This window comes from Massilia mucilaginosa, from assembly GCF_011682145.1.
GTDB lineage: Bacteria > Pseudomonadota > Gammaproteobacteria > Burkholderiales > Burkholderiaceae_D > Telluria_A > Telluria_A mucilaginosa.
The window spans coordinates 71,305-94,161 of sequence record NZ_WHJH01000001.1; the positions used below are offsets into that span (position 1 = coordinate 71,305).

Below are 22,857 nucleotides of genomic sequence, written 5' to 3' on the forward strand. Positions count from 1 at the left end.
CTCCAGCGGGGCTGGAGGGCCGGCGTACCCGCGCGTTGCCGCGCTGCTTACTGCACCGTGAGAATGACCTTGACGCTATCGTCCACGGCCGACTTGTCGATGTAGCCGATCGCGCTCACATCGGCCGCGACCGCTTTCTTCACCTCGGCTGCCGAGTGATATTCCTTCGGCGCCGTGCCCTTGCCGGTGAACACCAGCTTGGACCAGATCGCCTTCACCTGGGCCGGTTCCTTTTGCAGCACCTTGCTGTAGAACTCGTTGCGGATGGCCGCGCCCTCATTGAATTCGACCGGCGTGAACAAGGTCGATTTGCCGATGAAAAACTGGCTCGCCTGCTCGCTGAACATGCGCGTCGCCGGGTTCTTGGGGTTGACGATCACCACGATTTCCGCAAAGGCGGGCACGCTCGCCGCGAACATGCCTGCCGCCAGCAGCATCTTGCCGATTGTTGTCTTCATGCTGCTCTCCTTAGAATACGAAATCGATGCCGGCGGCATACACGTTGACGGTGTCGTTGAAACCCGGCCTGGCGCGCAGGAAGGTACCGGCGCCATCGCGCGGCTTGATGCGGTCGACCTGCACTTTCAAGGCGGCGGACTTGGCGAAGTCCCAGCGCACCCCGATCGCATTGGTCGACTGCTGGGCCGCCTTGACCACCCCGTTCACGCCGGCTGTGAGCGGGGCCAGCGGGCCGGCGGTGGGCAGACCGGCGTAGGTGCGGGCGTTGTCCTGCTTGGTGTCGCCGTAGAAATAGTAAGGGGTAATCTTGCCGAAGCGGTAGCCAAACATCGCGTAATACGAATTGGTATCCGGGACAATGCGCGAGTCGGTTCTACGGATCGCATATTCTGTCTGCACCAGGAAATTCTTGTAGTCCATGGTGAAACCGGCCGAGGTAAACGAACCGTCCACATCGGTGATGCTGAGATCGTTCGCAACCTGGGTCAGGCCGACGCGGCGCAAGGTGGCCAGCAAGCCTTCGAGCTGTTCGCTGTCCTCGATCGTCACCTTGGCGTCGGCACGGCCGACGCGGAAGGTGAAGGGGCCGTTTTCGGCCACGATATGGACCATCGTGGCCGGTTTGTACTTGACCCGGTTGTCGTCGGTGATCTTGGCCGACACATTGCCGATACCGGCCTGCGCGGTCACCGTGGTGTCGCCGAAACTGCGCTGATAGATCAGGTCGACGCCATCGAAGGAATCGCCGTTGACCTGGCGATACACTTCCGTGGGCGGACGGATCATCGTGTTGGCGTAGCCTACCTGGCGGAAGTCCGAAATCATATAGATCGGCATGCCCATGCGGCCGACGCGCACCGACAACTCGTCATTGACCTTGAACTTGGCAAATGCCCACGCCAGTTCCGCGCCCCAAGCGTCGCGCGCATTCTTGCGTGCCAGTCCCTGCACCGTGAAGGAAAGCCAATTGTTCATCTTGGCCATGCCCTGGATGCCCAGATTGGAATCGACCCCTGGCCGCGGGCTCTTGCCCACGCCGGCTTGTTGATTCGGCCGGGCGAATTCGACGTCGTCGGTATCGGTCGCGGTCAGGGCCGCGGTGCCGAAACCGCTGATGGTCAACGTTGGACCATCGGCCGCATGCGACGACATGCAAAAAGCTGCCAGGATTGCAGAGACCATGGCAAGACGCAGTGGTTTATTCATATTTTCTCCTCGATAGTTCGCAAGTGCTGAGGCCCTAGTGTGGACCAGGAGTAACTCTTTGTGTACTGCTCACGGCGCATAATTAACGAAAGCGTTGTATCGAAGGAACATAGACAGGCATTGGCGCGCTTTAATATGGCCGAACAAATAACCTTCTCCGCGAAGCGTATTTTTATGGCATGCCAAAAGAGAATCTGTTTGAATGTGACGAAGCGCAAGCGTGCATTACGCGTGGCAATCAAAGAAGAACCGGAGGGGAAAAAATGATGACGGCGGGGATGGCTGCAAAGCGCATTGCGCCGCTCGCGATGCGCGGCGCAATGGGTACTGAATGATGAGCACGGCCCACGCGCGCGCGCGGGCCGCCATCGATTACTGCACCGTCAGGATGACCTTGACGCTGTCGTCCACGGCCGACTTGTCGATGTAGCCAATCGCGCTGACATCGGCCGCAACCGCCTTCTTGACCTCGGCTGCGGTGTGGTATTCCTTGGGCGCCGTGCCCTTGCCGGTGAACACCAGCTTGGACCAGATGGCCTTAACCTGCGCCGGTTCCTTCTGCAGCACCTTGCTGTAGAACTCGCTGCGGATGGCCGCGCCTTCGTTGAACTCGACCGGCGTAAACAAGGCCGACTTGCCGATGAAGAATTGCCCCGCCTGCTCGCTGAACATGCGCGTGGCCGGATTCTTCGGGTTGACGATCACCACGATCTCCGCCAGGGCGGGCACGGTTGCCGCGAGCAAGCCCGCCGCCAGCAGCATTTTGCCGATAGTTGTTGTCATGCTGCGCTCCTTAGAATACGAAGTCGACGCCGGCGGCGTAGACATTGACCGCATCGCGGAAGCCCGGCTTGGCGTTCAGGAACGTGCCCGAACCATCGCGCGGCTTGATGCGGTCGACCTGCACCTTCAGCGCGGCCGATTTATGGAAGTCCCAGCGCACGCCGACCGCATTGGTCGACTGCAGGCCGGCCTTCATCGCCGTGTTCACGCCGGCCGACAGTGCCGCCAGCGGACCGGTCGATGGCAAGCCCGCGTACGCACGGTCGCTGTCCTGCTTGACGTTGCCATAATAGTAGTAAGGCGTGATCTTGCCGAAGCGGTAGCCGAGCATGGTGTAGTACGAGGTGGTGTCGTGGATCACCAGCGAATCGGTCTTGCGCACTGCGTATTCGCTCTGGACCAGGATATTCTTGTAGTCCATGGTGAAGCCGAGCGAGGTGAACGAACCGTCGACATCGGTGACCGACAGGTCGCTGGCGACCTTGCCCATACCCACGCGGCCCAGGGTGGCCAGCAGGCCGTCGAGCGTTTCGCTGCCTTGCAGGCTGACCTTGGCGTCGGCGCGGCCGAAGCGCACCGTGAACGGACCGTTTTCGGCCACGATATGGATCGTGGTCGCCGGCTTGTACTCGACGAGGTTGTCGTCGGTGATCTTGGTCGACATCTTGCCCACGCCGACCTGCGCGGTGACGGTGGTGTCGCCAAAATTGTGCTGATACACCGCGTCGACGCCATCGTACGAATCGCCGTAGATCTGGCCGTACACTTCCTGCGACGGACGGATCATGGTGTTGGCGTAGCCCACCTGGCGGAAATCGGAAATCATGTAGACCGGCATGCCGATGCGGCCGACGCGGACCGAGATTTCATCGTTGATCTTGAACTTGGCGAACGCCCAGCTCAGTTCGGCGCCGTAGGAATCGCGCGCATTCTTGCGGGCCAGGCCCTGTGCCGTGAACGACAGCCAGTGATTGATCTTGGCGGTGCCCTGGATACCGAAATTGGAGTCCACGCCGGTGCGCGGGCTGTTGCCCACGCCAGCGGCCTGGTTGAAACGTGCGTACTCGACATCGTCCGTATCGGCGGCCGTCAGGGCGGCAGTGCCGAATCCGCTGATGGTGACGGTAGGCGCATCATCGGCGGCGTGCGATGAAACACTGAAGGCTGCCAGGATCGCTGTGACCAAGGCCAGGCGCAGTGGTTGATTCATTCTTTATCCTCAAAGGTATAGTTATTTCAGGGAACGGATTGTGGACTACGGGCAACTATTTGAATACCGAGGAAGCCTTCGAATTCCCCAAATCGTTGTATTGAGGAAACACAACCGGGCATTGGAGCGCTTCTCCATGGCCGAACGAATAATCTTCCGCGCGAAGGGTAGTTTTCTTGCATGCAAAATTGAATATGCATTCTCGCAATGACGGGCGTGCGCGTCCGCTGGCGCGGACATGCGGGGATGGCGGGGAGGAAAAGCGGAGGAGTGAGGAGGTGAAACACCGGCAGCGCGCGGCTGCCGGCCAGGGGCGTGGTCAGTACGGCAACAGTACCAGGAACACCATTGCCACGCCGAGCAGCAGCGCCGCCTGCAAGCTGAACACGACAGCGGGAATTTGCAGCTCTTCAGGAATCTTCATGATCGCCTCCACAGCTTGTTTGCGTGAAGGCTTGGACTCCGGGCGCGCTGAAAAGTTCCCTTTGAAGCCAGTCTAACGTTTCGGCAAAGGAATGAACTCGGTCTCGCCGGGTACCTTGTCGAAGCGCTGCTGTTCCCAGTCGTCGGCGGCGCGCGCGATGCGCTCCTTGCTCGACGAGACGAAATTCCAGTACATATGGCGGTGGCCGTCGAGCGGCGCGCCGCCGATCACCACGAACTGCGCGCCGGCGCCGGCATACACGCTCGCGCCGGTGCCGGCCTCCAGATACGCCATCGTGTGCGGCGCCAGCAGTTCGCCATCGATGGCAATCTCGCCCGCCACCGGATAGATCGCCGCTTCCTGCGGCAAGTCGACCAGCTCGATGCTGCGGCAGGCATCGAGCGTGATGTCGAGATACAGCGTTTCGCTGAAAGTGGCCACCGGCGAGGTGTGGCCGAAGGCGCTGCCGATCAGGACCCGCACCAGCGCGCCGTCGAGCTGTACCTGGGGAATCGCGCTGGCCGGCGTGTGCGAAAAACGCGGCGCGTCTTCCTCGTGCGCGCGCGGCAGCGCGGCCCACAGCTGCAAGCCGTGCGAGCGGCGCGGCTTGCCCGCCAGGTCGAGCGGAGTGCGCTCGGAATGGACGATGCCGCTGCCGGCCGTCATCCAGTTGATCGCGCCCGGCTCGATGCGCTGCACCGAACCGACGCTGTCGCGGTGCTCCATGGCGCCTTCGTACAGATAGGTCACCGTGGCCAGGCCAATGTGCGGATGCGGGCGCACGTCGTGATCGGCCTCGGCCGGCGCGTCGATGGGACCGAAGTGGTCGAAGAAGATGAACGGCCCGACCGCCTGCCTGGCGGCGGCCGGCAGCACGCGGCGCACGCGAAAACCGCCGCCGATATCCTTTTCGTGCGGCTTCAAGAAGTGGGCGACGCTCATGGCTGTACCAGGGTGGTGGTGATGTCAGTGGTCACGCCGGTCATCAGTTTCTGGATCGGGCATTTTTCGGCGGCGGCCAGCAGCTCGGCGCGCTGGGTGTCGGACAGGTCGCCGCCCAGGTGCAGCGCGGCCGACAGGCGGTACACGCCCTTGCGTTCTTCGCTGGCGTCGCGCTCGATGGTCACTTCGATGTCCCGCACCGGAATGCCCTTGCGCTGCGCGTACCAGACCACCGTGAGCGCCTTGCAGGCGCCCAGGGCGGCGTCGTACAGGTCGTGCGGCGACGGTCCTGCATCGGCCCCGCCCTCCTCGACCGAGCCATCGGCGGCAATCAGGTGGTTGCGCACGTGGACGATATGGCGCATCGGTTGCGACAGATCGCGCTTGACGGTAATGGACATGGGTTTCCTTCTGGATCAGGGTGGGTGTTGGCGGAATTTACACCCTTTCGCGGGATTGCGCATCCCACGGAATGGGGGGATGGCACCGCTTTTACCTCGATCCGTGCAATGGCTGACGCCAATGTACGCACTTCCGTCACGCCGGCGAGATACCAGCAGGGGTATCGGCCAGGCCAGCAAAGCTTCACCGCCACCGTTCAAACCGGGAGGTGACGAGCCTTTCGGTGGTGGTGTCCTTCACAATCGCACAGAAAGCGCTTAGAAGTAATGCGGGAAATACGGCGATTTCTCGGTAAGTGTCCAGACGTATTGCATTTTTGTCCAAGCCTCGACTGGTTTCCCGTCGACGAGCGCTGGTGAAAACCTGCATTTTTCGAGGGCGAAGCGGGCAGCTTCGTCCAAATGGGCACTTCCGCTCGACCGGAGTACCTTCGATTCCAATACCTTGCCGGCTGGGCCGATCAAGAAAAAGAGGGTGACAGTACCTTGCTCATCCTTTCTGAGCGCCGCAGTCGGATACGCCGGTTTGGTGCAAGTTGACAAATTAATCCGCGCAGATTCGTCCGCCTGATGCGTAGGATGCTCGGATTCCTGGGAAAATGACTTGCTGCTCACGCACACGAAAGCCGCGAGCAAGATGATCGGGAAAAAACTACGACGACGATTCTTCATTGGCCAACTTTACCAAGGTTTATGGGTGCACATGAAATTTGGCCGGTAAGTCAGGACACATCAAGCGAGCGCATGCTTCTGCCGATCGCGCATGTCTGCCATCACTCGGGCTGCGGGAAAGAACCATTTTCTCACAAGGAGATTGTTATCCGGGCGCGATGATATTGCGCGCGACCCGAAAGCCGACGATATCGTTGCTGAGCTGCGCCGAAAACCCATTGCGCAGCGCCGAGCGCAGGTAGCGCGGGTTGTACAGCCACGAGCCGCCGCGCAGGATGCGCCGGCTCTGATCCCCGCCCTGCTCCCAGGCGTCGCCGGTGTTCGGCGCGCCCTGGTAATTGTCGTGCACCGGGTCCTGCACCCACTCCCACACGTTGCCGTGCATGTCGTACAGCCCCCACGGATTGGGCGCGAACAACCCGCCGCGCGTGGTGCCCTGGCGGTATTCGCCCTTGGGACTGCCGTTATAGGTGTAGTTGCCGTCGTAATTGGCCAGGCTGGCGTCGATCTCGTCGCCGAAGCTGAAGGCGGTCTTGGTACCGGCGCGGCAGGCGTACTCCCACTCCGCCTCGCTCGGCAGGCGGTACACCTGCCCGGTCTTGTCGCTCAGCCAGCGCACGTACAGCTGCGCGTCGTGCCAGGTCACGCCCACCACCGGATGGTCGTCGGTCTGGGCGAACCCCGGATCGGCCCAATTGACCTCCCCGTGCGGCTGCCAGCCGGTGGCGCGCACGAACTGGCGCCACTCGCCCACCGTGACCGGAAAACGCCCCATCGCCAGCGGCTGCTCGATACCGACCCAGTGCTGCGGCGTTTCACGCTCCACCCACGATTGCTGCGATCCGGCCCGCATCGCGATCTTGCGCTCGTGCTCCGGGGACCCCATCTGGAAGCGCCCGGTCGGCAGCAGCACCAGCTCCGGCCCCTTGCCCGTCCCGTCCAGAAACCGGTCGCGCAGCACGCCGTCGGTGTCGGCAACGGGGCTGCCCGCTTCCGACACCTGGGGCGACGGATCGACCGCCGATTCGGCCACGCTGCGTTCGGCCATCTCTTCGCGCGCGCGCTGCTGCTCGGCGCGATACGCCGCCACCGCCTTGGCCTGCATCGCCTTGCGCTGCTGCTCTTCGCGCGCCTTGCGCTCGGCCTCAAAGTCGGCCTCGCGCCGTTCGCGCAGTTGGCGGCTCAAGGCTTCCTTGCGTTCGCGCTTGGCCGCATCGGCTTCGGCGCGCAGGGTCGCTTCTTGTTCCTTGCGCTGCTTTTCCTTGAGCAGCTGGGCCGCGGCGGCGGCGTCGGCTTCGGTCTTGCGCTGCACCGCCAGCTGCCTGGCGCGGACTTCTTCCTGCGCGCGCTGGGCGGCCTGCTGCGCGGCGTGCGCAACCTGCTCCTGCGCCTGCTGCGCGGCGTGCTGCGCCGCCAGCTCCTGCGGCGATGGTCCCACCGCGCCGCGCAAGGCGGCCAGCAGGTCCGGCACCGTCACCGGGCGCTGGTCCGGGTCGAACGCAAAACCGCTGCGCAGCGCGTCCCATTCGCGCGCGGACAATGCCTCGGGCCGGGGCGGCTCGTGACTGGCGCTGCGCGGTCCGTCGAACGGCATATGTCCTTCGACCATCTGGTAGATCATCACCGCCACCGCGTACACGTCGAGCGCGCGGCTCGGCTGGCGTTGCAGGGTGCCCGCTTCGGGTGCGCGGTAGCCGGCGGTGCCCGAATTGCCCGGCGCTTCAAGACCGATGCTGCTCGCGCTGCTGCGCGCCCGCGCGGCGATGCCGAAGTCGAGCAGTTTAATCTCGCCCTTTTTGGTCACAAACACGTTCCCCGGCTTGATGTCGCGGTGAACCAGCTTGTGTTTGTCCCACGCATACTGCAAGGCCTCGGCAATCGGCGCGAGCAGTTCCTGCACGCGCTCCAGGGGGAGTGGGCCTTCGCGCGCCAGCAGGCTGTCGAGATCCTCGCCTTCCAGGCATTCCATGATGATGAAGTAGCTCGACGTGGCCGGGTCCTGCGCCCACTCGTAGACCCGCACGATGTGTTCGTGCGCCAGGCGGCGCGCCTGGGTCGCCTCTTCGATCAGCAGCTTGGCGTGGGTCGCGCTTTGCGTGAATTGCGGCGGCAGGATCTTGAGCGCGACCATCGCGCTGTGACCGAGTTCGGCGTGCGTGGCCAGGTCCATCGCCTGCCACACCTGGCCCATGCCGCCCTGCGCGATCAGCTGTTCGAGGCGGTAGCGGCGGTTTTGCGGGCCGATCTCCTGGCCCACCATCAGCCCGATCTCGGTGCCCTGGCGGATGTGGATCGCCGGCGCCATGGGCGTACCGCTACCGCCGGGCGGCGCGTACTCCGCGTCCAGGATGGCGTTCTTGCGGCTGTCGAATTCCTGCTGGCTTAACAGGCCGTCTTCGTGCAGGCTGCGCAGTTCGCGGATCTTGTCTCTTGCCGTTTGCATCTGTCCTGTCAAGGTTGGATCGCCGCGCCGCATTCGGCGCAGAATTTGTCGTTGGGACCGGCCCGGTGCCCGTTAATGCACATGCGGCACACGCGCACCTGCCCGCGCGCGGCCTGATCATAGCCTACCTTCGCCCCGCCCTGCGCCACGCCGATGCCCAGAGCCGACTGCGAGGCCAGCGCCGCCTTGTTCACGTCGTTCTGCATGCCCAGCAGGTCGAGCTGGTGGCGCCGGTCCTTGTCCACTTCGGCGTCGCGCAGCGCGCGTTCACGCTCGATCCGTTCCTGCGCGCCGCGCGCCGCTTCCGCCGGCGTCACGCTGTAGGTCGCCGCCACCACCGACGCCAGCGCCGCCAGCTGGTGCGGCGTCATGCTGGCGTGGACCTGGGTTTTCATCACGTCGGCCAGCGCCAGCGCGTTCGGGCCGGCCGCCAGCGCCACCTTGCCCGTGTCGCTGAGATTGCCGATGGTCGACACGCGGCTGATCTCGATGCGCGCCAGTTCCGCTTCGTGGGCCTGCTGCGCGAACTGGGTTTCGCGCTCGTGACCGAGGCGCTTGAGTTCCTGCTGCCAGGCCGCTTCGTGCTCCTGCTGGCGCAGCGCGTGGCGCCGTTCTTCGGCTTCCAGTTCGATCTGCTGCGACTGGCGCGCGTGGCGGCCGTCGGCGTCGATGGTGCGCAGCAGTTTTTCGTGCTGGGCGATCGCGTCCTGCTGCGCACCGCCGCGGCGCAGGGTCTCGATCTTCTGGTTGATTTGTTCGGCATCGGCCCTGGCGCCCGCGTCCTTGAGCATATCGGCGCGCAGCAGGTCGCGCTTGCGGTCCAGCGCCAGTTCTTCCTCCCATTCGGCGATGCGCTCGGTCTCGCGCTTGTAGGCCGCGTTGGCCAGGGCCAGCGACTGCCACTGGGCGGTGTGCTGCTCCGCTTCCATCGCCAACTGGCGTTCGCTGGCCGCTTGCTGGGCCTTTTGCAGGCGCGCCAGTTCGGCGCGTTTGCGCGCTTCGTCTTCGATTCCCAGCGCCTGCGTGATCTTGTTCTGGATCTGCTGCTGCAGCAACTGGTGCGAGAAACGCTGCTGCGCGAGCTGGCGCATCTCCAGCGCGCCCTGCTGCGCCACTTCGAGTTCGGTGCGCATGCGGATCTGGGCCAGGTGGCGCAGGTGCGCCCACTCGGTCGATTCGTCCTTGCGCGCCGCGCCCTTCTTGGCCAGTTCGTGTTCCAGTTCGGTGACGATGTCGCCGGCGCCGCGCTCCAGCGCCTGCTTGCGGCTTTTGGAATCGACGATGCGGCCATACAGGTCGATCTCGCGCGCGCGCAGCGCTTGCAGGCGCTCGGCGTTCTGCAAGGTCAGTTCGGCCTTTTCGATGCTGTCGTCCTGGCGCAGCTCCTGGCGGCGGTAGCGCAGGCGGCTTTCCTGCTCTTCGACGCGGATGCGCTGCCATTCTTCGTCGTTGTACAGCTGGTCGAGCTGCTTCGCGTGTTCCAGCTTGACGTGGCGCTCGTCGGCCACCAGCCACAGAGTGCCGATGCGGGCCTGGTGGGCGTCGAATTTATCGTGGCGCAGGGCCAGCGTATCGACCTGCGCCACCGCCAGCCCGTACTGGGCCAGGCGCAGCTTGAGCGAACCTTGCAGGCGCTCGTCGAGCTGCGGACGCAGGTCGCGGTTGCCCGACATGTCGCGGATCGACTGGCCGGCGATGAATTCGCCCGCCAGCTGGCGCACCGACGGTTCGAGCAGCTCGCGCAGGTGGTGCGCGGTGACCGCGCCGGGCATGGTCATGAAGTGCTGGGCAAAGGCGCTGACCTGTTCGATCTTCACGCTCACCGTGAACTGCGCGCCGATGGCCAGGTGTTCGGACGTCTGCAGGCCGTCGAGCGAGAACTCGACCGGCATGGCGGCGGTGCGCGTGATCAGGATTTCGGCATGCTGGTTGCGCAGCAGGTGATTGAGGCGCGTGAAAAAGCCCTCGATCTCGTACTCGCCCTGCGGCACCTCGGTCGCCTTGCCCGCCTGGAGGATGTAGGCGCGCGTGGTGGCCGGCACCCGCAATGTCTTTACAAACAGGCCGGATAGCTGCTCCACGCCGAAAAACACGGCCAGTTCGTCAGGACCGGGAATCCAGCGGTTTTCGCGGAACACCGGTTCGTTGCGCGGCGCGCCCAAGGTGAGCCCGCACTTGGCGCAATAGCCCGAATCGCCGGCATTGTGATGCTCGCAACGCGGACAGGTGACGCCGCCAAAACCAAACATCTGGAACATATCGACTCCTGGTTGTTCAACTTGCACCACTTTTCAACGAACCCATTCGGCCAGCACGATTTTAGCAGGGCAAGGCCGGGATGGCGGGCGCGCACGCCCCCACGTTGAACGCTTGTTCAGATAATCCCGATCCGCTCGACCAGCGCGACGCTGGCGCCGCGCTCGCGCACCGCCTCGGCAAAGCCCGGCGCCAGCGCGCTTTCCCACGCCTTGGGCAGCAAAATCCGGTCGCCGGCAACGCTTTGCTGCAAAATCAGCGCACATTTCGGCGCACAGCCTTCGACCGTATCTACCCGCCCCGCATGCCATGCACCCGAGCAGCCGCTCGCGATAACCCGGCCGCGCGCGACAAATTCGCGGCCGCGCGCCATGCGGTCGGCCATCACCAGCGCCAGTTCGAACGAATTGCCCTGGAAGCGCGCCTGGCCGAAACGCACCACCGTGCGCCAGCGCCCCAGCGCGCGGCCGTCGAAATGGCGCGCCCCGGCCAGCGCCTGGCGCACCGCCAGCAGCTGGACCGGGTCGAGCCCGGGCGCGGCGATGGTCTCTTCTTCCTCGCCTCCCGCACCGGCCAGCGGATGCACGTTCACTTCGACCCAGCACAAGCTGTCGTTGATGCCGCCGCTGTGCAGCGGGAACCAGGCGCGCGCCGAGGCCACGCTGGCCGCGCTGTCGGGCTGCCCGGTCAGGGCTCCCAGCCAGCCCAGGCCATCCGGCCCGCCCAGCAGCGCGTGCGCCGGGGCGTTGGCCACGTCATGGCCGCCGATGCGTCCCAGTTGCCACTCCTCGGACCAGCCGTTGGCCACAACCGGGCCGGCCGGCTGCCACACGCCACGCACCATGCGGTCGGCCAGCACCACGGCCAGTTCCCAGTCGCGTTCATGGCGCCCGGGCGCGCGGTCGATGCTGATGACGACCTGGTCGCGGCTGTCGAAACAGCCTTCGGTCAGGCGCGCCAGGCGCACCACTTGCTGCATGCGTTCGGCCAGGGCGGCGTCGCCCGCGCCGCTGCATTTGACGTCGGCGCGGCCGGCGCGCGGGCGCACGGTGGCGCTGACGGTCAGCAGCGCGCCGCCGACCAGCAAGCTGCGGCACTCGGCCCCGTGGCGTTTGTCAGTCGCGATGGTCATGCCGGCTCGCTTTCGGGGAGGATAATCGCCACGCGGCGCGCGGCGCATTCGTGTTCGAGGTTGGCGACGATGCGGTCGGCGTCATCGAACAGTGCCGCCAGATCGTTGCTACTGGCCAGGCCGAGGCGCGCCAGCAGCGCCCAGGCTTGGTCCAGCGCGGCACTGGCGCGCAGGCTGTGGCGCGTGCGGGCGAGCTGGCGGTCGGCCGGCAGCGTCTCGCCAGGCGCGGCCAGGGCCAAAGCCGGCATGGTGTTCACCGACAGGCTGACATGATCGAGACGCCGCAGCAGCGCCATATGCTGCTGGAACAGCGCCTGGCCCGGCGGCAGCACCGCCATGCGCAGGCCGTGCATGACGCAAGGCAGCTCCAGAAACAGCCGGCGCAGCGCTTTGGCATCGCTCCCGTGCGCGTCGAACGGCGCGGCGATTGGGACTGGCCGGGCCGGCGCAGCCTGCACTTCCGGCACGCTGGCCGCGCGCGCGAGCAGCATGTGCGCGTAGTCGACACGCTCGCCCAGGTCCACCGGCACGCAATCGTCGACGCTGATGCCGAAGCGCGTATATAACAGTTGATTGAAACCGCCGCGAAAGGCATTCCACTCGTCCAGGGTGGTGCACGGCGGCAGCGCCAGGTGACCGAGCGCCAGTTCCTGCCGCAGCGCGGACTCGATGGCCGCCGCGAACTCGCGCACGCCGAGCGTGTCGCCCGCTTCGCTGGCCAAGAACAGGTCGAAGCGCTGCTGCGCCACGCGCGGATCGGGGCCGTCGACGGCGAACGACAGGCGCAGGCCCAGTTCGGGCGCGGCGCAAAACGGCACCAGGTCGACGCCGTACGGGCCGGGATGAAAGCAGAACGCGTTCTCGCTGTCTGCCAGGACGATGCGGCCGCCTTCCGCCACGCGGCGGGTATGGCCTTTGTCATCGGCCACCACGCCGGTGCAGCCCTTGGGCACCGTGCAGCCGGAACCCATGCCCAGCGCCAGCGTGGCCGTGCCCAGCGCCGCCGTATCGGGAAGCGTGGCTTTGGGGGAGCGCTTGAACAGGCCAATCATGGTATTTCTCACACGGGCACCGGTTCGACCGCGAAGCGCGCACCGAACTGCTGGAAGTGCGACGCGGGCGCGCCGTCGAAGTGCCAGCCGCATTCCACTTCGCCGTCGGCATCGAGACGGCCTTGCAGCAGGATCGCGCCGCCGCCCTCGACCACGCGCAGCATCGGCTGCTCGCGCAGCAGGCGAGCGGCAAACGGCGCGGCGGCGTCGAGCGACAGGATCAGGCGCCAGTCGTCATCCTGGGCGACGAAATGCAGCGTCCAGTGGCCGTCGTCGGTCAGCAGGCGCGCCAGGCCGGCGCCGTCGGAGGCGGCGCGCAGCATGCCCGCGCTGCCGCTCCAGGCATCGTCGTTGGCGGCGCGTGCATCGCCGCGCCGGTCGATGGCCAGCTGGCGAAAGCGGCGCAGGGTCAGGGGCGACGCCCGCAGGGCAGCCAGTTCCGCGCTGTTCAATGGGCCGCTGCCGTCGATCGCGGCCAGCAGCACGCTGTCGGCCAGCATCAGGCGGTCGCCCTCCACGCGCGGCGACAACAGCAGGCGTTCAATCAGCTTGCGGTCCGCTTCCTGGTTCATTTTCACATCATTCTCCTTCATGGAACAGCGTCGAGCAGGCTGGCGATGGCGGCGTCGCGGCGCTTGCGCAGGGTTGGCAGCGAGACCTGGTCCAGCACCGCCAGCTGCTGCATGGTCGGCAGTTCGCCGGTGGCCGGGTCCAGCCATTCGCCGGGATAGCTGTCGTCCAGCCCACCGATCATGTTCAGGTACACCGCCAGCCGCACCGGCAGCGAATACGCCGCCAGTGCGCGGGCGCTCCAGCTGCCGTGGTCCTGCGCCGCCCACGCCAGTTCCATGAAGCGGGGGGGCAGTGAAAGGCTGGCGGCAATCGCGCTGTCGTAGCGGATTGGTTCAGGTGCCTCTGGCGGGGCGGCGTCGGGCTCCGGGGCATCGGTATCGTCGTCCGCTTCCGGCAGGATGCGGGCCTCGCCCTCCGCCACGACGGCATCGGCCACGCGCCACAGGTCTTCGAGCCAGTTGGCCGCTTCGCCGGCGTCGTGCAGCCAGTCGCTGTCGCGGTTGGACGACAATTCTTCGTAGTCGCCAATCTCGAGCAGCATGGCGCCGATTTTTTCAGGGTTGTTTTTCAGGCTGGCGAAGCGCTTCGACTTGGTGTGCAGGGGACCGGCACCGCCGCCGAAGCGTTCCAGCGACTCGCTCCAGCGCAGCACCCAGTCGGCCTTGCAGGCGCCGATGGCGCGCATCTGGCGTACTTCGATCGGCATCACCACCACCTCGCGCCCGAGGATGGCCCCTACCTGCGCAGCATGCTCGCGCCAGGCGCCAAAGATGCGCGCGATGTCGCTGTAGGCGGTGTCCAGCATGCGATACGCATACATCTTGTTAGGACTGCAAGTGCGTCCGCACGCGGCCTGGTAATTGTCGGAATCGACTTTATCGCGCACGCCCGCGTACATGTCGTTGACCTTCTTGCGCAAGATGGCGTCGCCGCCGGGCGCAGCCCAGAACGCGCCGAGTTTTTGGTGTTCGTTGACCACCGCGGCGGACAAGGCGGCCCAGTCGGCGGGGCGCGCGCGCAATTCGTACAACAGGCTCAGTGACAGTTCGAGCACGCTTTCGCCATAGCTGTTGGCGGGCGCCTCGGCACGCGCAGAGCGCGCGCAGGCATGCAGCGCCTGCGCCGTCAGGTCCACATAATCGGCCAGCGTGTCGGGCGCATCGAGCAGGCGCGCGGGCGAAAGAAGGGCGAACGCTTCCAGGGAGCAGTGCCCAAGCAGTTTGCGCACCTGTTCCCAGCCCTGCTCCTGATACCGGGTTCCCGGCAAGCGCATACCATCCCCATCGTTGTTTTAGCATCAAAATGATGCCATACAACGGGGATCGGCAAGGCGCGCTTGAAACCCCTATTTACCCTTCTGTTCCGGGTTCTGCGCCGCCATCGCTCCCAGCACGGCCGCCACGATGGGCGCCGCGTGCTCGCCGCCGGTGGCGTCGGAATGGCTGACGAAGGCCGCCACCGCCAGGCGCCGGGTCTGGCCCGGCAAGGTGCCAGGCTCCAGCCAGCCGGTGAACCACACCGTGGCCAGGTCGCGCCCGTCGACCACCGAAGGCGAGGTGCCGGTCTTGCCGGACAGGCCACGCCGCACCGCCGCCAGATGCGCGCCGCGAAAGGCGCCGGCCGCCGTGCCGCTGTCGACCACGCCCTTCATCCCGGCCCGCACGCGGTCCAGGCGCACGGCGAGCGCCGGCCTGTCGCCGGCAAGGGCGTCGCAGCCGTCGAGCGAGAGCAGCAGGCGCGGGGCGATCACCCGGCCCTCGCCCACCGCGCCTGAGACCAGCGCCATTTGCAGCGGCGTGACCTGCATGCGCAGGCCGATGGCCATCTGGCGCAGCTCGTGGCGCGTGTGGATCGGATCGATGTGGGCGGGGCTGGCCTGCAGCGCGTCCCAGGTGGACCATGAAAAATCGGGAGGCAACAAGCCGCCGTCGAGGCGCGCCGCCTGCTCGAAGCCGAGGCGGTGCGCCATCGCCACGATGGGGCGCACGCTGTCGAGCGCCCCATCGTCGAGCGCCTGGAGGTCCGGCGCGCCGCCGTCCGGCCGGCCGAACAGGCTGCGGTCGCTCAGTTCACCGGACCAGGCGAACCAGGTATTGAGGCTGTAGGTCAGCGCCTGCGACAAGCCCAGCCGGCCATCCTGCGCGCGCCGGTCAAGGTGCTGGTCCTTGTAGTTGGTGATGTGCGCCAGTCTGGTATCGAACGGATAGCTGGCCGCGTTGGTCTGGAAGGCGAACCCTTTGGACCGCGCCATGCGGTTGATCGACGGCAGCGGCAGGCCGGCCAGCAACGCTTCGAGCTGCGGGTCGCGGCGGGCAGCCAGTTCCAGGCCCAGCGCGCTGATGACCTTGAAGGTCGAGCCGGGGCTGCGGTGGACGCCGCCATCGTGCTGGAAGGCCGGCAGGCGCAGGGGGCTGCGGGCCGGATTGGCGCGGTCGAAATCGCGCACTTCGTTCCAGTTGGCCGGCGTGAGCGCGCCACCGCCGGCGCCGGCCGCCGCCAGCACGTCGCCGCTGGCGGTGTCGAGGATGACCAGGCCGGCCTGGCGCCCCGCAACCAGCGCCTGCGCGCCGCCGCAGGTGCCGCCGTTCCAGTGCCCGCGCCGCATGCCGATGCACTCCAGGGCCTGCTGGCTGGCCGTTTGCAGGGCCAGGTCGAGCGTCAGGCGCGCCTGGTGGGTCGCGCCATCGGGCGCAGGCAGGCGCGCCAGCATACCGGCCACGCTGTTGGCGTGCGCCGCGCGAATGCCGAGCAGCGGCGCCAGACCGGCATCGACCGCCGCGCGGGTCGGCTCGCCACCGCTCCAGAGCAGCGTGCCGTGGCGGTCGGCCAGGGTGACCGATGCCAGGGGCGCGGCGCGCGCGGTGGCGCTGTTGGCCGTCAGCGGTTGCCATGCCAGGCGGCCGCCGGCCACCCGCAGATGGCGATACTGCTGGTCGCCGGCCAGGCCGGCCATGCGCAGCGGCGCCGCGCTCAGGCTGACGCTGCGCGCGCCCGGGTCCAGATCGAGCACCAGCGCCTGGACCGAGGCCGCCGACGGGCAATCGCGCCCGCTGCATGTGTCGCGGGGCTGGCCGCGCAGGCGCGCGCCGTGCACCGACAGCAGGCGTCCGACCAGCATCAATTCGAGCGACTGGCCGGCCCGGGCCGCACGCGGAAGCGCAAGCGTGATGCGCGCGGGTGCACCGGCGGCGGCATCCGGCCAGGCTTTGACGCGGGTCCACGGCGCCCAGCCTTGCGGCACATCGGCGAACAGGCGCGCGGCCGCCGGCGGCATCGACGCGGTGGTGGACGCCGGCGCGCCGGCCACGCTGGCCTGCCACTCGCCGCCCTGCCCGGGCTTGAGGCGCCACGCCAGCAGGCGCCGTTCGCTGTTGAACACCTGGACCTGTTCGCGCACATAATCGCCGTCGGCCATGCGGTACAGGCGCTTGAGCAGCTTGAGGGACTCGGCATCGAGGCGCGCGCCCGGCCAGCCGGCCAGTTGCGCGGCGCGCGTGCCGTCGCCGGCCGCCTGCCATGCCGCCAGGTCGCGCGGCGCCAGTTCCGCCAGGCCGGCCGAACCGAGGCGCACCAGCCCATGCTGCTGCAAGGACTGGAACAGCGCCTGGTCTTCCAGGCTGGCGCGCGGCAGCAACGGCACCTGGTAGCGCCCGGGCGACAGCCACGCCGGCACCGCCGCGCCTTCAGCCGGAAACGCCACCACCAGCGCCCTCGCGGCGCTGGCGGCGGCGCCGCTGCGGAACAACTGGACCAGCAGCTCGCCGGCTTGCGGACAGCGGCTGCTGGCGCGGCGCTGGAAGCGCAAGGCCGCATCTTTCCAGACCAGCCAGCCTTCGCGCCGCAGTTCGGCCGCGCCGCGCGCACCGGCAGCGGCGCCAGTGCCCTCGCCCAGCCAGCGCGTGGCCGCTTGCGCACCGGTCCATTCGAGCCGCAAGGCGTTGGCATAGTCGGCACTGGCCTTGCCGCTCAGTTGTACTTGCGGCATGCCGGGTACGTCCGGGCCGGCCAGGGCGATGTTACGCAGCGTGACCGGGCTGGCCGAGGCCTCGTTGCGCTCGACCCAGCGCGCCACGTCGGCGAACTGGTAGCCGATGCGCAGCGGGAGCAGGCGCGGATTGGCGGTATCGAGCATTTGCGTGCACAGGTCGATGCGCACGGGCGGCGCGCTGCGCAGGTTCGATGCGATCAGCAGCGTTCCGCCAGCGTGGGAAGTGACGCTGATGCCGGGCTGCGGCGCCACGCTGAACTGCGCTCCGGGCAGCGTGCCCTGGAAGGCATCGGCCGCTACCGGCAGGCCGGCGCCGTGCAGGACGGCCGCGCCGGGTTGCGACGACGCGGCCAGATGGCGCGCGTGGGCGCTGATCAGCAATGCGCCAGCCAGGGTGGCGATGACGCCGGCCGCGCCGATCCAGTGCGCGGACGTGAGCGCGAACGTGCGTGGCGCGCTTGGTACGCGCGCACCCTGGCGCAAGTGACGCGCGCGGCGCCATGCCGTCCGGCGCCCGCACCACGCCTGCACTACCGAATCGAGCCAGCCTGTCATCATCTCTCCGCAAATACCGTGGCACGCCTCGCGCGTGGCCTGCCTGGCACTAGCGGGGGGCGGAGCGAAACCATGCAACCTTGCCAACTGCGCAAGCTTGCCGCCACACGTAACGGAATTTACGTTTGCCCCGGATTCTGTTTCAATTGTAAGCAGGTGAATCAATGGCCGGGAAGCGCCAGGCGCCTTGCTATATTGGATTCATAGGAATTCACAAGGAGAAGTAAAAATGAAGCGTACCCTGACCTTTGCAGCACTGATCACCCTTGGCGCCGCCGGTTTCATGCCGCTGCCGTCGGTCGCTCAAACTGATTTCCGCGTGATCATCAACACCGCCCCGCCCGAGCCGCGCTTCGAGAGCGTGCCGGCGCCACGCCGTGGCTACGTGTGGGCGCCAGGATTCTGGAACTGGGAAAACAACCGCCACGTCTGGACCGCCGGCCACTGGGAAAGCGCGCGCAGCGGCTACGAATACCGCCGCACCGAATGGATCCGCGATAACAACAGCTATCGCCTCAACCAGGGCGGCTGGCAGCAGGTTGGGCAGCGCGACTACACAGTCGTGCGGGTAGCCCCGCCGCCGCCACGCCACGAACGCATGCCGCGTCCACGCGCCGGCCATGTGTGGGTTCCCGGTCACTGGGAATGGCGCGGCAACCGCCACGCATGGATCGGCGGCCAGTGGGTGCGCGAACGCGTGGGCTATGTGTACTCGCAGCCGGCCTGGGTTCAGCGCGATGGCAACTGGTACATGGAGCCAGCCCGCTGGAACCGTCATGACCGCGACCGTGACGGCATCCCCGACCGCCTCGAAGGCCGCGACCGCAACCGCGACGGGGTGCCGGACCGCCTCGAACACCGTGACCGCGACCGTGACGGCGTGCCCGACGCCTACGACCGCGATCGCGACAACGACGGCGTGCCGAACCGCGCCGACCGCGACCGCGATGGCGACGGCGTTCCGAACCGCCGCGATGCCCGTCCAGACAACCCACGCCGCGACTGATCCGGCTTGAAGTTGTAACGAAGCGCCAGCCCGGCTACCCGGCTGGCGCTTTTTCCATGCGCGCGAGGTAGGCCGCCCGGCCCTCTTCGCCGCGCAGGTCGCAGGCCACCTGGCCCTCTTCCAGCACGATAATGCGCTCGGCCGACAGAATCGTTTCGCGCCGGTGCGCGACGATGATGCGGGTCATCGGCAAGGCGTGGATGGCAGCGTTGACGGCCTGCTCGCGCATCACATCCAGATGGCTGGTCGCTTCATCGAGCAGCAGCAGAACCGGTTCGCGGTACAGCGCGCGCGCGATCAGGATGCGCTGCTTCTGCCCGCCCGACAGCACCGTGCCCATGTCGCCGATCAGCGTATGAAAACCCATCGGCATCGCGTTCACATCGTCTTCCACCGCCGCAAGGCGCGCGCAGTCGCGGATCCGCTCCATCGACGGCGCATCGGCAAAGAAGCTGATGTTGTCGGCAATCGAGCCGGCGAACAGCTGGTCGTCCTGCATCACCACGCCGACTGCGCGCGGTATTCGCCCAGGCCGCCCCGGTTCAGCGCACGGCCATCGATCTCGATCTCGCCAGCTACCGGTTCGAGCAAACTGGCCAACAGGCGCAGCAAGGTCGTCTTGCCGCAGCCGGACGGGCCGGCAATGGCCACCGATTCGCCGGCCGGTAATGGCCGCCATCAGCCCGTCGAGCAGGATTTCGACCATGTCGGTGGTGATGGCTTGCAGGATCACTTCCTGGGAGCCGAAACGCGACATGATGTCGCCCAGATGGCGGCTTTCGAAATACACCGCCGGCAGGCTGACCAGGTGGCCGAACAGGCTGGCGCGCCCGGCCACCTTGATGGTGCTGGAAATGGCGATCAGGGTGGCGCCGCGCGCCGCCGTCACCGCCACCCGGATGATCAGCAAGAAGGCAAACCCCAGCGCGAGCGTGAGCAGCAGGTCGCGGTCGGCGCTGACCAGGGCTTCGTCGACCACCCACTGCATGAAGAACGGGCTGACCACGGCCAGTACCTCGATCGCCAGCGCCATGACGGCCAGTGCGAACAGCGACTGCCTGATACCCGTCATGCGCCCCAGTAGCGCGGCGAGGCGCACGCGCGGGCGCGCCTGTCCCGACTCGAAAGCGGCGGTGGGACTGAGTTCCAGCGCAACCCCGGTAAAGTGTTTCAGCACGGTGGCGCGCGGCAGGCGGCGCACGCCCACCGCCGGATCGTGGATCACGACTCCCTTGGCAGTGACCTGTTTCAGAACCACGAAATGGTTCAGGTCCCAGTGCAGGATGCAGGGCGTGGCCAGCATTTCCAGTTCGTCGGGTTCGGGCCGCAGCGGCCGCGAGGCCAGTCCCAGATGCACGCCGATGCCGACCAGGTCCTTGAGCGTGGCGCCGCGCAGCGACATGCCGAAGCGGCGCCGCAGATGCGCCAGGTCGGTACCGTTGCCGTGGTAGGCGGCGATCATCGCCAGGCAGGCCAGTCCGCATTCGGCCGCTTCGGTTTGCAGGATCGACGGCAGGCGCACGCCCAGGCCGGCGGCGGCATCAATGGGTTTGCTCATCGTCCCAGTCTCCCGGTGATGGTGTAGACCGGATCGAGCACCCATTCGACCAAACGGCGCCGCTCCAGCAAGACGTCGGCGTCGAGCTGCATGCCGGGGGCAAGCGGCACGCGCGCGCCGTAAGCCGTCACGTCCTGGCGCGCCAGCGTGACGGTGATGCGGTACAGCGCTTCGCCCGCCTTGCCGCCGCCCGCCACCGCCCCGAATTGGGCCGGCAGCTCGGCCGGCTCGATGCCGGTGCGCGAAATGCTCTTGATGGTGCCGCGGTAGTGCCCGAATTTTTGATACGGGTAGGCCAGGTAGCGCAGGTGCACCTGCTGCCGCGGGCGCAGGAATCCGATGGCGCGGCACGACGCGTACAGGTGCGCTTCGAGCGTGGCGCCGCGCGGCACGATGCTCAGTAGCGGCGTGCCGGTACCCACCGCCGCCCCGCGCGCGGCATGGATCGCGGTGACGGTGCCCGCCTGCGGGGCCGTGATGAGCAGTTCGCGCCTGGCCGCCACCTGGCCAGTTCGCGGTCGATGGCGCTGGTGCTGCGCGCCACCAGCGCATTTTGCGTGGCCAGCTTGAGCGGCATGTCGTTCAGTTCCGCCTCCAGCGCCATGCGTTCGCGCCCCAGCGACGATAAGGCCCGCTCCAGCGAACGCAGCTTGCCAGCCTGGTCGAGCGTCGCTTCGGCCGTGATCTGCACCTGCTGCGCCGAGATGAAGCCGCGCGCCTTGAGTTCGCCGAGCCGCTTTTCGGAGGTGCGGGGCAGCGCCACGCGGCGTTTTTGCAGGGCGATTTCCTGCACCATGTTCTCTTGCTCGGCGCCCAGGCTGGCGCGCTGCGTCTGCAGTTCCAGCGCCGCCTGCGCGTTGGTGTCGCCCACGGCCACGCTGCGCTCCTCGCCCGACAGCGCAAGCAGCGCCTGGCCGGCGGCGACCACGTCGCCTTCGCCCACCATCAGCTTGGTGGCCACGCCCACGCGCGGCGAAAACACCCGGATCATGCCCTGCTCCGGCACCAGCCAGCCGGCCACGCGTGCCTTGCGCGTGTAGCTGGGCATGAACAGCGTGGCAGTGACGGCGGCGACGATCAACAGCGAAAAGGCGGCGTACCAGCGGTGCGACAGGCGCGGACGAATGGCGACCGTGCCGAGCCAGCGCGTTTGCTGTTCATTGAGCACCTGCGGCCGGAACAGCGGCTGCCCGTCCTCACTCTTCGATGAAGTAGTCTCGGACATCGTAACTGACCTCGATCATGCGCGCGATCCTTTTGATACGCAGCACCTTGCGGATGCGCGGATTGGCAAAGTCGCGCATCAGCGGCGGGCGTGGCGCGTTGAAGAAGTAGCCGGGATCCTGGGCGACGATCGACTTGGCGACCAGATCGAGTTCGTCGCGCGAACTGACGGTCTGGATCACGCACGGCGCATGGGTGATGCCCAGTTCGAGCAAGGCGCAGGTGCGGTGGTAGCCGTTGTTGAGGACCAGCCGGCCGCTGTCGTCGTCGCACACGGCGTTGAGGATGTTGGCGCTGTAGCCGACCACCAGGCCAAGCACGCCGGCCACCATGCCCGATGCGCGGTAGTCGTGCAACTGGTCGGGGCGCAGCAGCACCGGTTCGTGAAAGCGGAAATCGGTGGAGTCGGAGCGGAACACATAGCGCTTGGAACCGGCCTCGCGGATCTGCACCGGTGCGCGTACTTGATCGGGCGGAAAGCAGAAGTGATACAGCGCTGCCGCATCGGGATTGGGTCCCAGCCGCGCCTTGAGCTGGTCCACGAAGGTGCGCGTAACGTGGTTCTGGCACACCACCATGCGCCCCAGTTCGACCATGGCGATGTGGGTCGGCAGGCTGTTGAAGGTGCGCGTGTACTGCGAACTGGCGCACACCTGCGCGGCCAGCGGCGCCATCGCAGGCGGCAGCGCGGCGCAGTCCGGGTGGTCGGCCACGCCGGCTTCGGTGTTGGCCAGTTCTTCGTAATACCGGTTGGCCGCGCTCCATTCGCGGATCAGCGCGGGGCGGATGGCCTCGGGCGATTCGACGCACAGGTCGTCGGCGAAATCGAGATACTTCTGCAGCGGCGCCTGGCCTAGCAGCCATAGTTCTTCGTGAGCCGGCCGCTCGGGCGCGGTGCTGTCTGCTCGGATGTCGGGATCGTGCATTTTGCAACCTCACTGGGAAATCCAGACCACCGCCGCGTCCGGCGGTG

At 66.9% G+C, this 22,857-nt stretch carries 19 protein-coding genes and 1 pseudogene; 2 read left to right on the plus strand and 18 right to left on the minus strand.

The features are described from left to right. Positions 1-47 precede the first annotated feature (47 nt). From F2P45_RS00335 to F2P45_RS00400, 14 genes are all read right to left on the minus strand, one after another. Entirely contained in the window at positions 48-458 is a 411-nt protein-coding gene (locus tag F2P45_RS00335; protein WP_166869792.1) for a hypothetical protein, read from the minus strand. 10 nt (positions 459-468) lie between these two features. Continuing rightward, positions 469-1,665, minus strand: coding sequence for a porin (locus F2P45_RS00340; protein ID WP_166869793.1), 1,197 nt, complete (start codon positions 1,663-1,665; stop codon positions 469-471). Positions 1,666-2,037: 372 nt separating this feature from the next. Then, entirely contained in the window at positions 2,038-2,448 is a 411-nt protein-coding gene (locus F2P45_RS00345; RefSeq protein ID WP_166869794.1) for a hypothetical protein, read from the minus strand. Positions 2,449-2,458: 10 nt separating this feature from the next. Then, the gene (locus tag F2P45_RS00350; protein WP_166869795.1) at positions 2,459-3,658 is read right to left on the minus strand and encodes a hypothetical protein; all 1,200 of its coding nucleotides are present in this window, start codon (positions 3,656-3,658) and stop codon (positions 2,459-2,461) included. A gap of 496 nt (positions 3,659-4,154) precedes the next feature. Continuing rightward, positions 4,155-5,024, minus strand: coding sequence for a pirin family protein (locus F2P45_RS00355; RefSeq protein WP_166869796.1), 870 nt, complete (start codon positions 5,022-5,024; stop codon positions 4,155-4,157). Beyond that, the gene (locus F2P45_RS00360; RefSeq protein WP_166869797.1) at positions 5,021-5,425 is read right to left on the minus strand and encodes an OsmC family protein; all 405 of its coding nucleotides are present in this window, start codon (positions 5,423-5,425) and stop codon (positions 5,021-5,023) included. Before F2P45_RS00360 ends, F2P45_RS00355 begins: the two co-directional genes overlap by 4 nt. A gap of 258 nt (positions 5,426-5,683) precedes the next feature. Beyond that, positions 5,684-6,097: an energy transducer TonB gene (locus F2P45_RS00365; RefSeq protein WP_166869798.1), complete on the minus strand. Its 414-nt coding sequence runs from the start codon at positions 6,095-6,097 to the stop codon at positions 5,684-5,686. A gap of 145 nt (positions 6,098-6,242) precedes the next feature. Next, complete coding sequence (locus F2P45_RS00370; protein ID WP_166869799.1) at positions 6,243-8,540, minus strand: SUMF1/EgtB/PvdO family nonheme iron enzyme; 2,298 nt, start codon at positions 8,538-8,540, stop codon at positions 6,243-6,245. 8 nt (positions 8,541-8,548) lie between these two features. After that, a complete protein-coding gene (locus tag F2P45_RS00375) occupies positions 8,549-10,798 on the minus strand; it encodes an SPFH domain-containing protein (RefSeq protein ID WP_166869800.1) in 2,250 nt (749 codons plus the stop codon). Positions 10,799-10,914: 116 nt separating this feature from the next. Then, positions 10,915-11,928, minus strand: coding sequence for a hypothetical protein (locus F2P45_RS00380; RefSeq protein ID WP_166869801.1), 1,014 nt, complete (start codon positions 11,926-11,928; stop codon positions 10,915-10,917). Beyond that, positions 11,925-12,980 carry a hypothetical protein gene (locus F2P45_RS00385; protein WP_166869802.1) on the minus strand — a complete coding sequence of 352 codons (1,056 nt, stop codon included), beginning with the start codon at positions 12,978-12,980 and terminating at the stop codon, positions 11,925-11,927. Before F2P45_RS00385 ends, F2P45_RS00380 begins: the two co-directional genes overlap by 4 nt. Before the next feature lie 8 nt (positions 12,981-12,988). Further along, positions 12,989-13,552 (minus strand): Rieske (2Fe-2S) protein, encoded by a 564-nt coding sequence (locus F2P45_RS00390; protein WP_229504881.1) that lies wholly within the window; start codon positions 13,550-13,552, stop codon positions 12,989-12,991. A 17-nt stretch (positions 13,553-13,569) separates the two neighbouring features. Then, on the minus strand, positions 13,570-14,826 hold the full coding sequence (locus F2P45_RS00395) for a hypothetical protein (protein ID WP_166869804.1): 1,257 nt from the start codon (positions 14,824-14,826) through the stop codon (positions 13,570-13,572). Positions 14,827-14,898: 72 nt separating this feature from the next. Beyond that, positions 14,899-18,096 (minus strand): penicillin-binding transpeptidase domain-containing protein, encoded by a 3,198-nt coding sequence (locus F2P45_RS00400; protein WP_166869805.1) that lies wholly within the window; start codon positions 18,094-18,096, stop codon positions 14,899-14,901. Positions 18,097-18,379: 283 nt separating this feature from the next. On the opposite strand from F2P45_RS00400, the pseudogene F2P45_RS37155 reads away from it, so the two are divergent. Both F2P45_RS37155 and F2P45_RS37160 read left to right on the plus strand, forming a co-directional pair. Further along, a pseudogene (locus tag F2P45_RS37155) lies at positions 18,380-18,535 on the plus strand (YXWGXW repeat-containing protein); the annotation flags it as partial. Between the two features lie 159 nt (positions 18,536-18,694). Continuing rightward, entirely contained in the window at positions 18,695-19,102 is a 408-nt protein-coding gene (locus F2P45_RS37160; RefSeq protein ID WP_166870177.1) for a YXWGXW repeat-containing protein, read from the plus strand. Positions 19,103-19,136: 34 nt separating this feature from the next. Here F2P45_RS37160 and F2P45_RS37430 read toward each other — a convergent pair whose 3' ends face one another. From F2P45_RS37430 to F2P45_RS00430, 4 genes are read right to left on the minus strand one after another with little or no spacing between them, the layout of a single operon-like run. Then, positions 19,137-20,660: a cysteine peptidase family C39 domain-containing protein gene (locus tag F2P45_RS37430; RefSeq protein ID WP_441295242.1), complete on the minus strand. Its 1,524-nt coding sequence runs from the start codon at positions 20,658-20,660 to the stop codon at positions 19,137-19,139. After that, the gene (locus F2P45_RS00420) at positions 20,657-21,082 is read right to left on the minus strand and encodes a beta-barrel domain-containing protein (RefSeq protein WP_370663192.1); all 426 of its coding nucleotides are present in this window, start codon (positions 21,080-21,082) and stop codon (positions 20,657-20,659) included. The genes F2P45_RS37430 and F2P45_RS00420 overlap by 4 nt, the downstream gene beginning before the upstream one ends. Next, a complete protein-coding gene (locus F2P45_RS00425; RefSeq protein WP_166869807.1) occupies positions 21,058-21,885 on the minus strand; it encodes an HlyD family secretion protein in 828 nt (275 codons plus the stop codon). The genes F2P45_RS00420 and F2P45_RS00425 overlap by 25 nt, the downstream gene beginning before the upstream one ends. Then, positions 21,857-22,810: a hypothetical protein gene (locus F2P45_RS00430; RefSeq protein ID WP_166869808.1), complete on the minus strand. Its 954-nt coding sequence runs from the start codon at positions 22,808-22,810 to the stop codon at positions 21,857-21,859. The genes F2P45_RS00425 and F2P45_RS00430 overlap by 29 nt, the downstream gene beginning before the upstream one ends. Positions 22,811-22,857 lie beyond the last annotated feature (47 nt).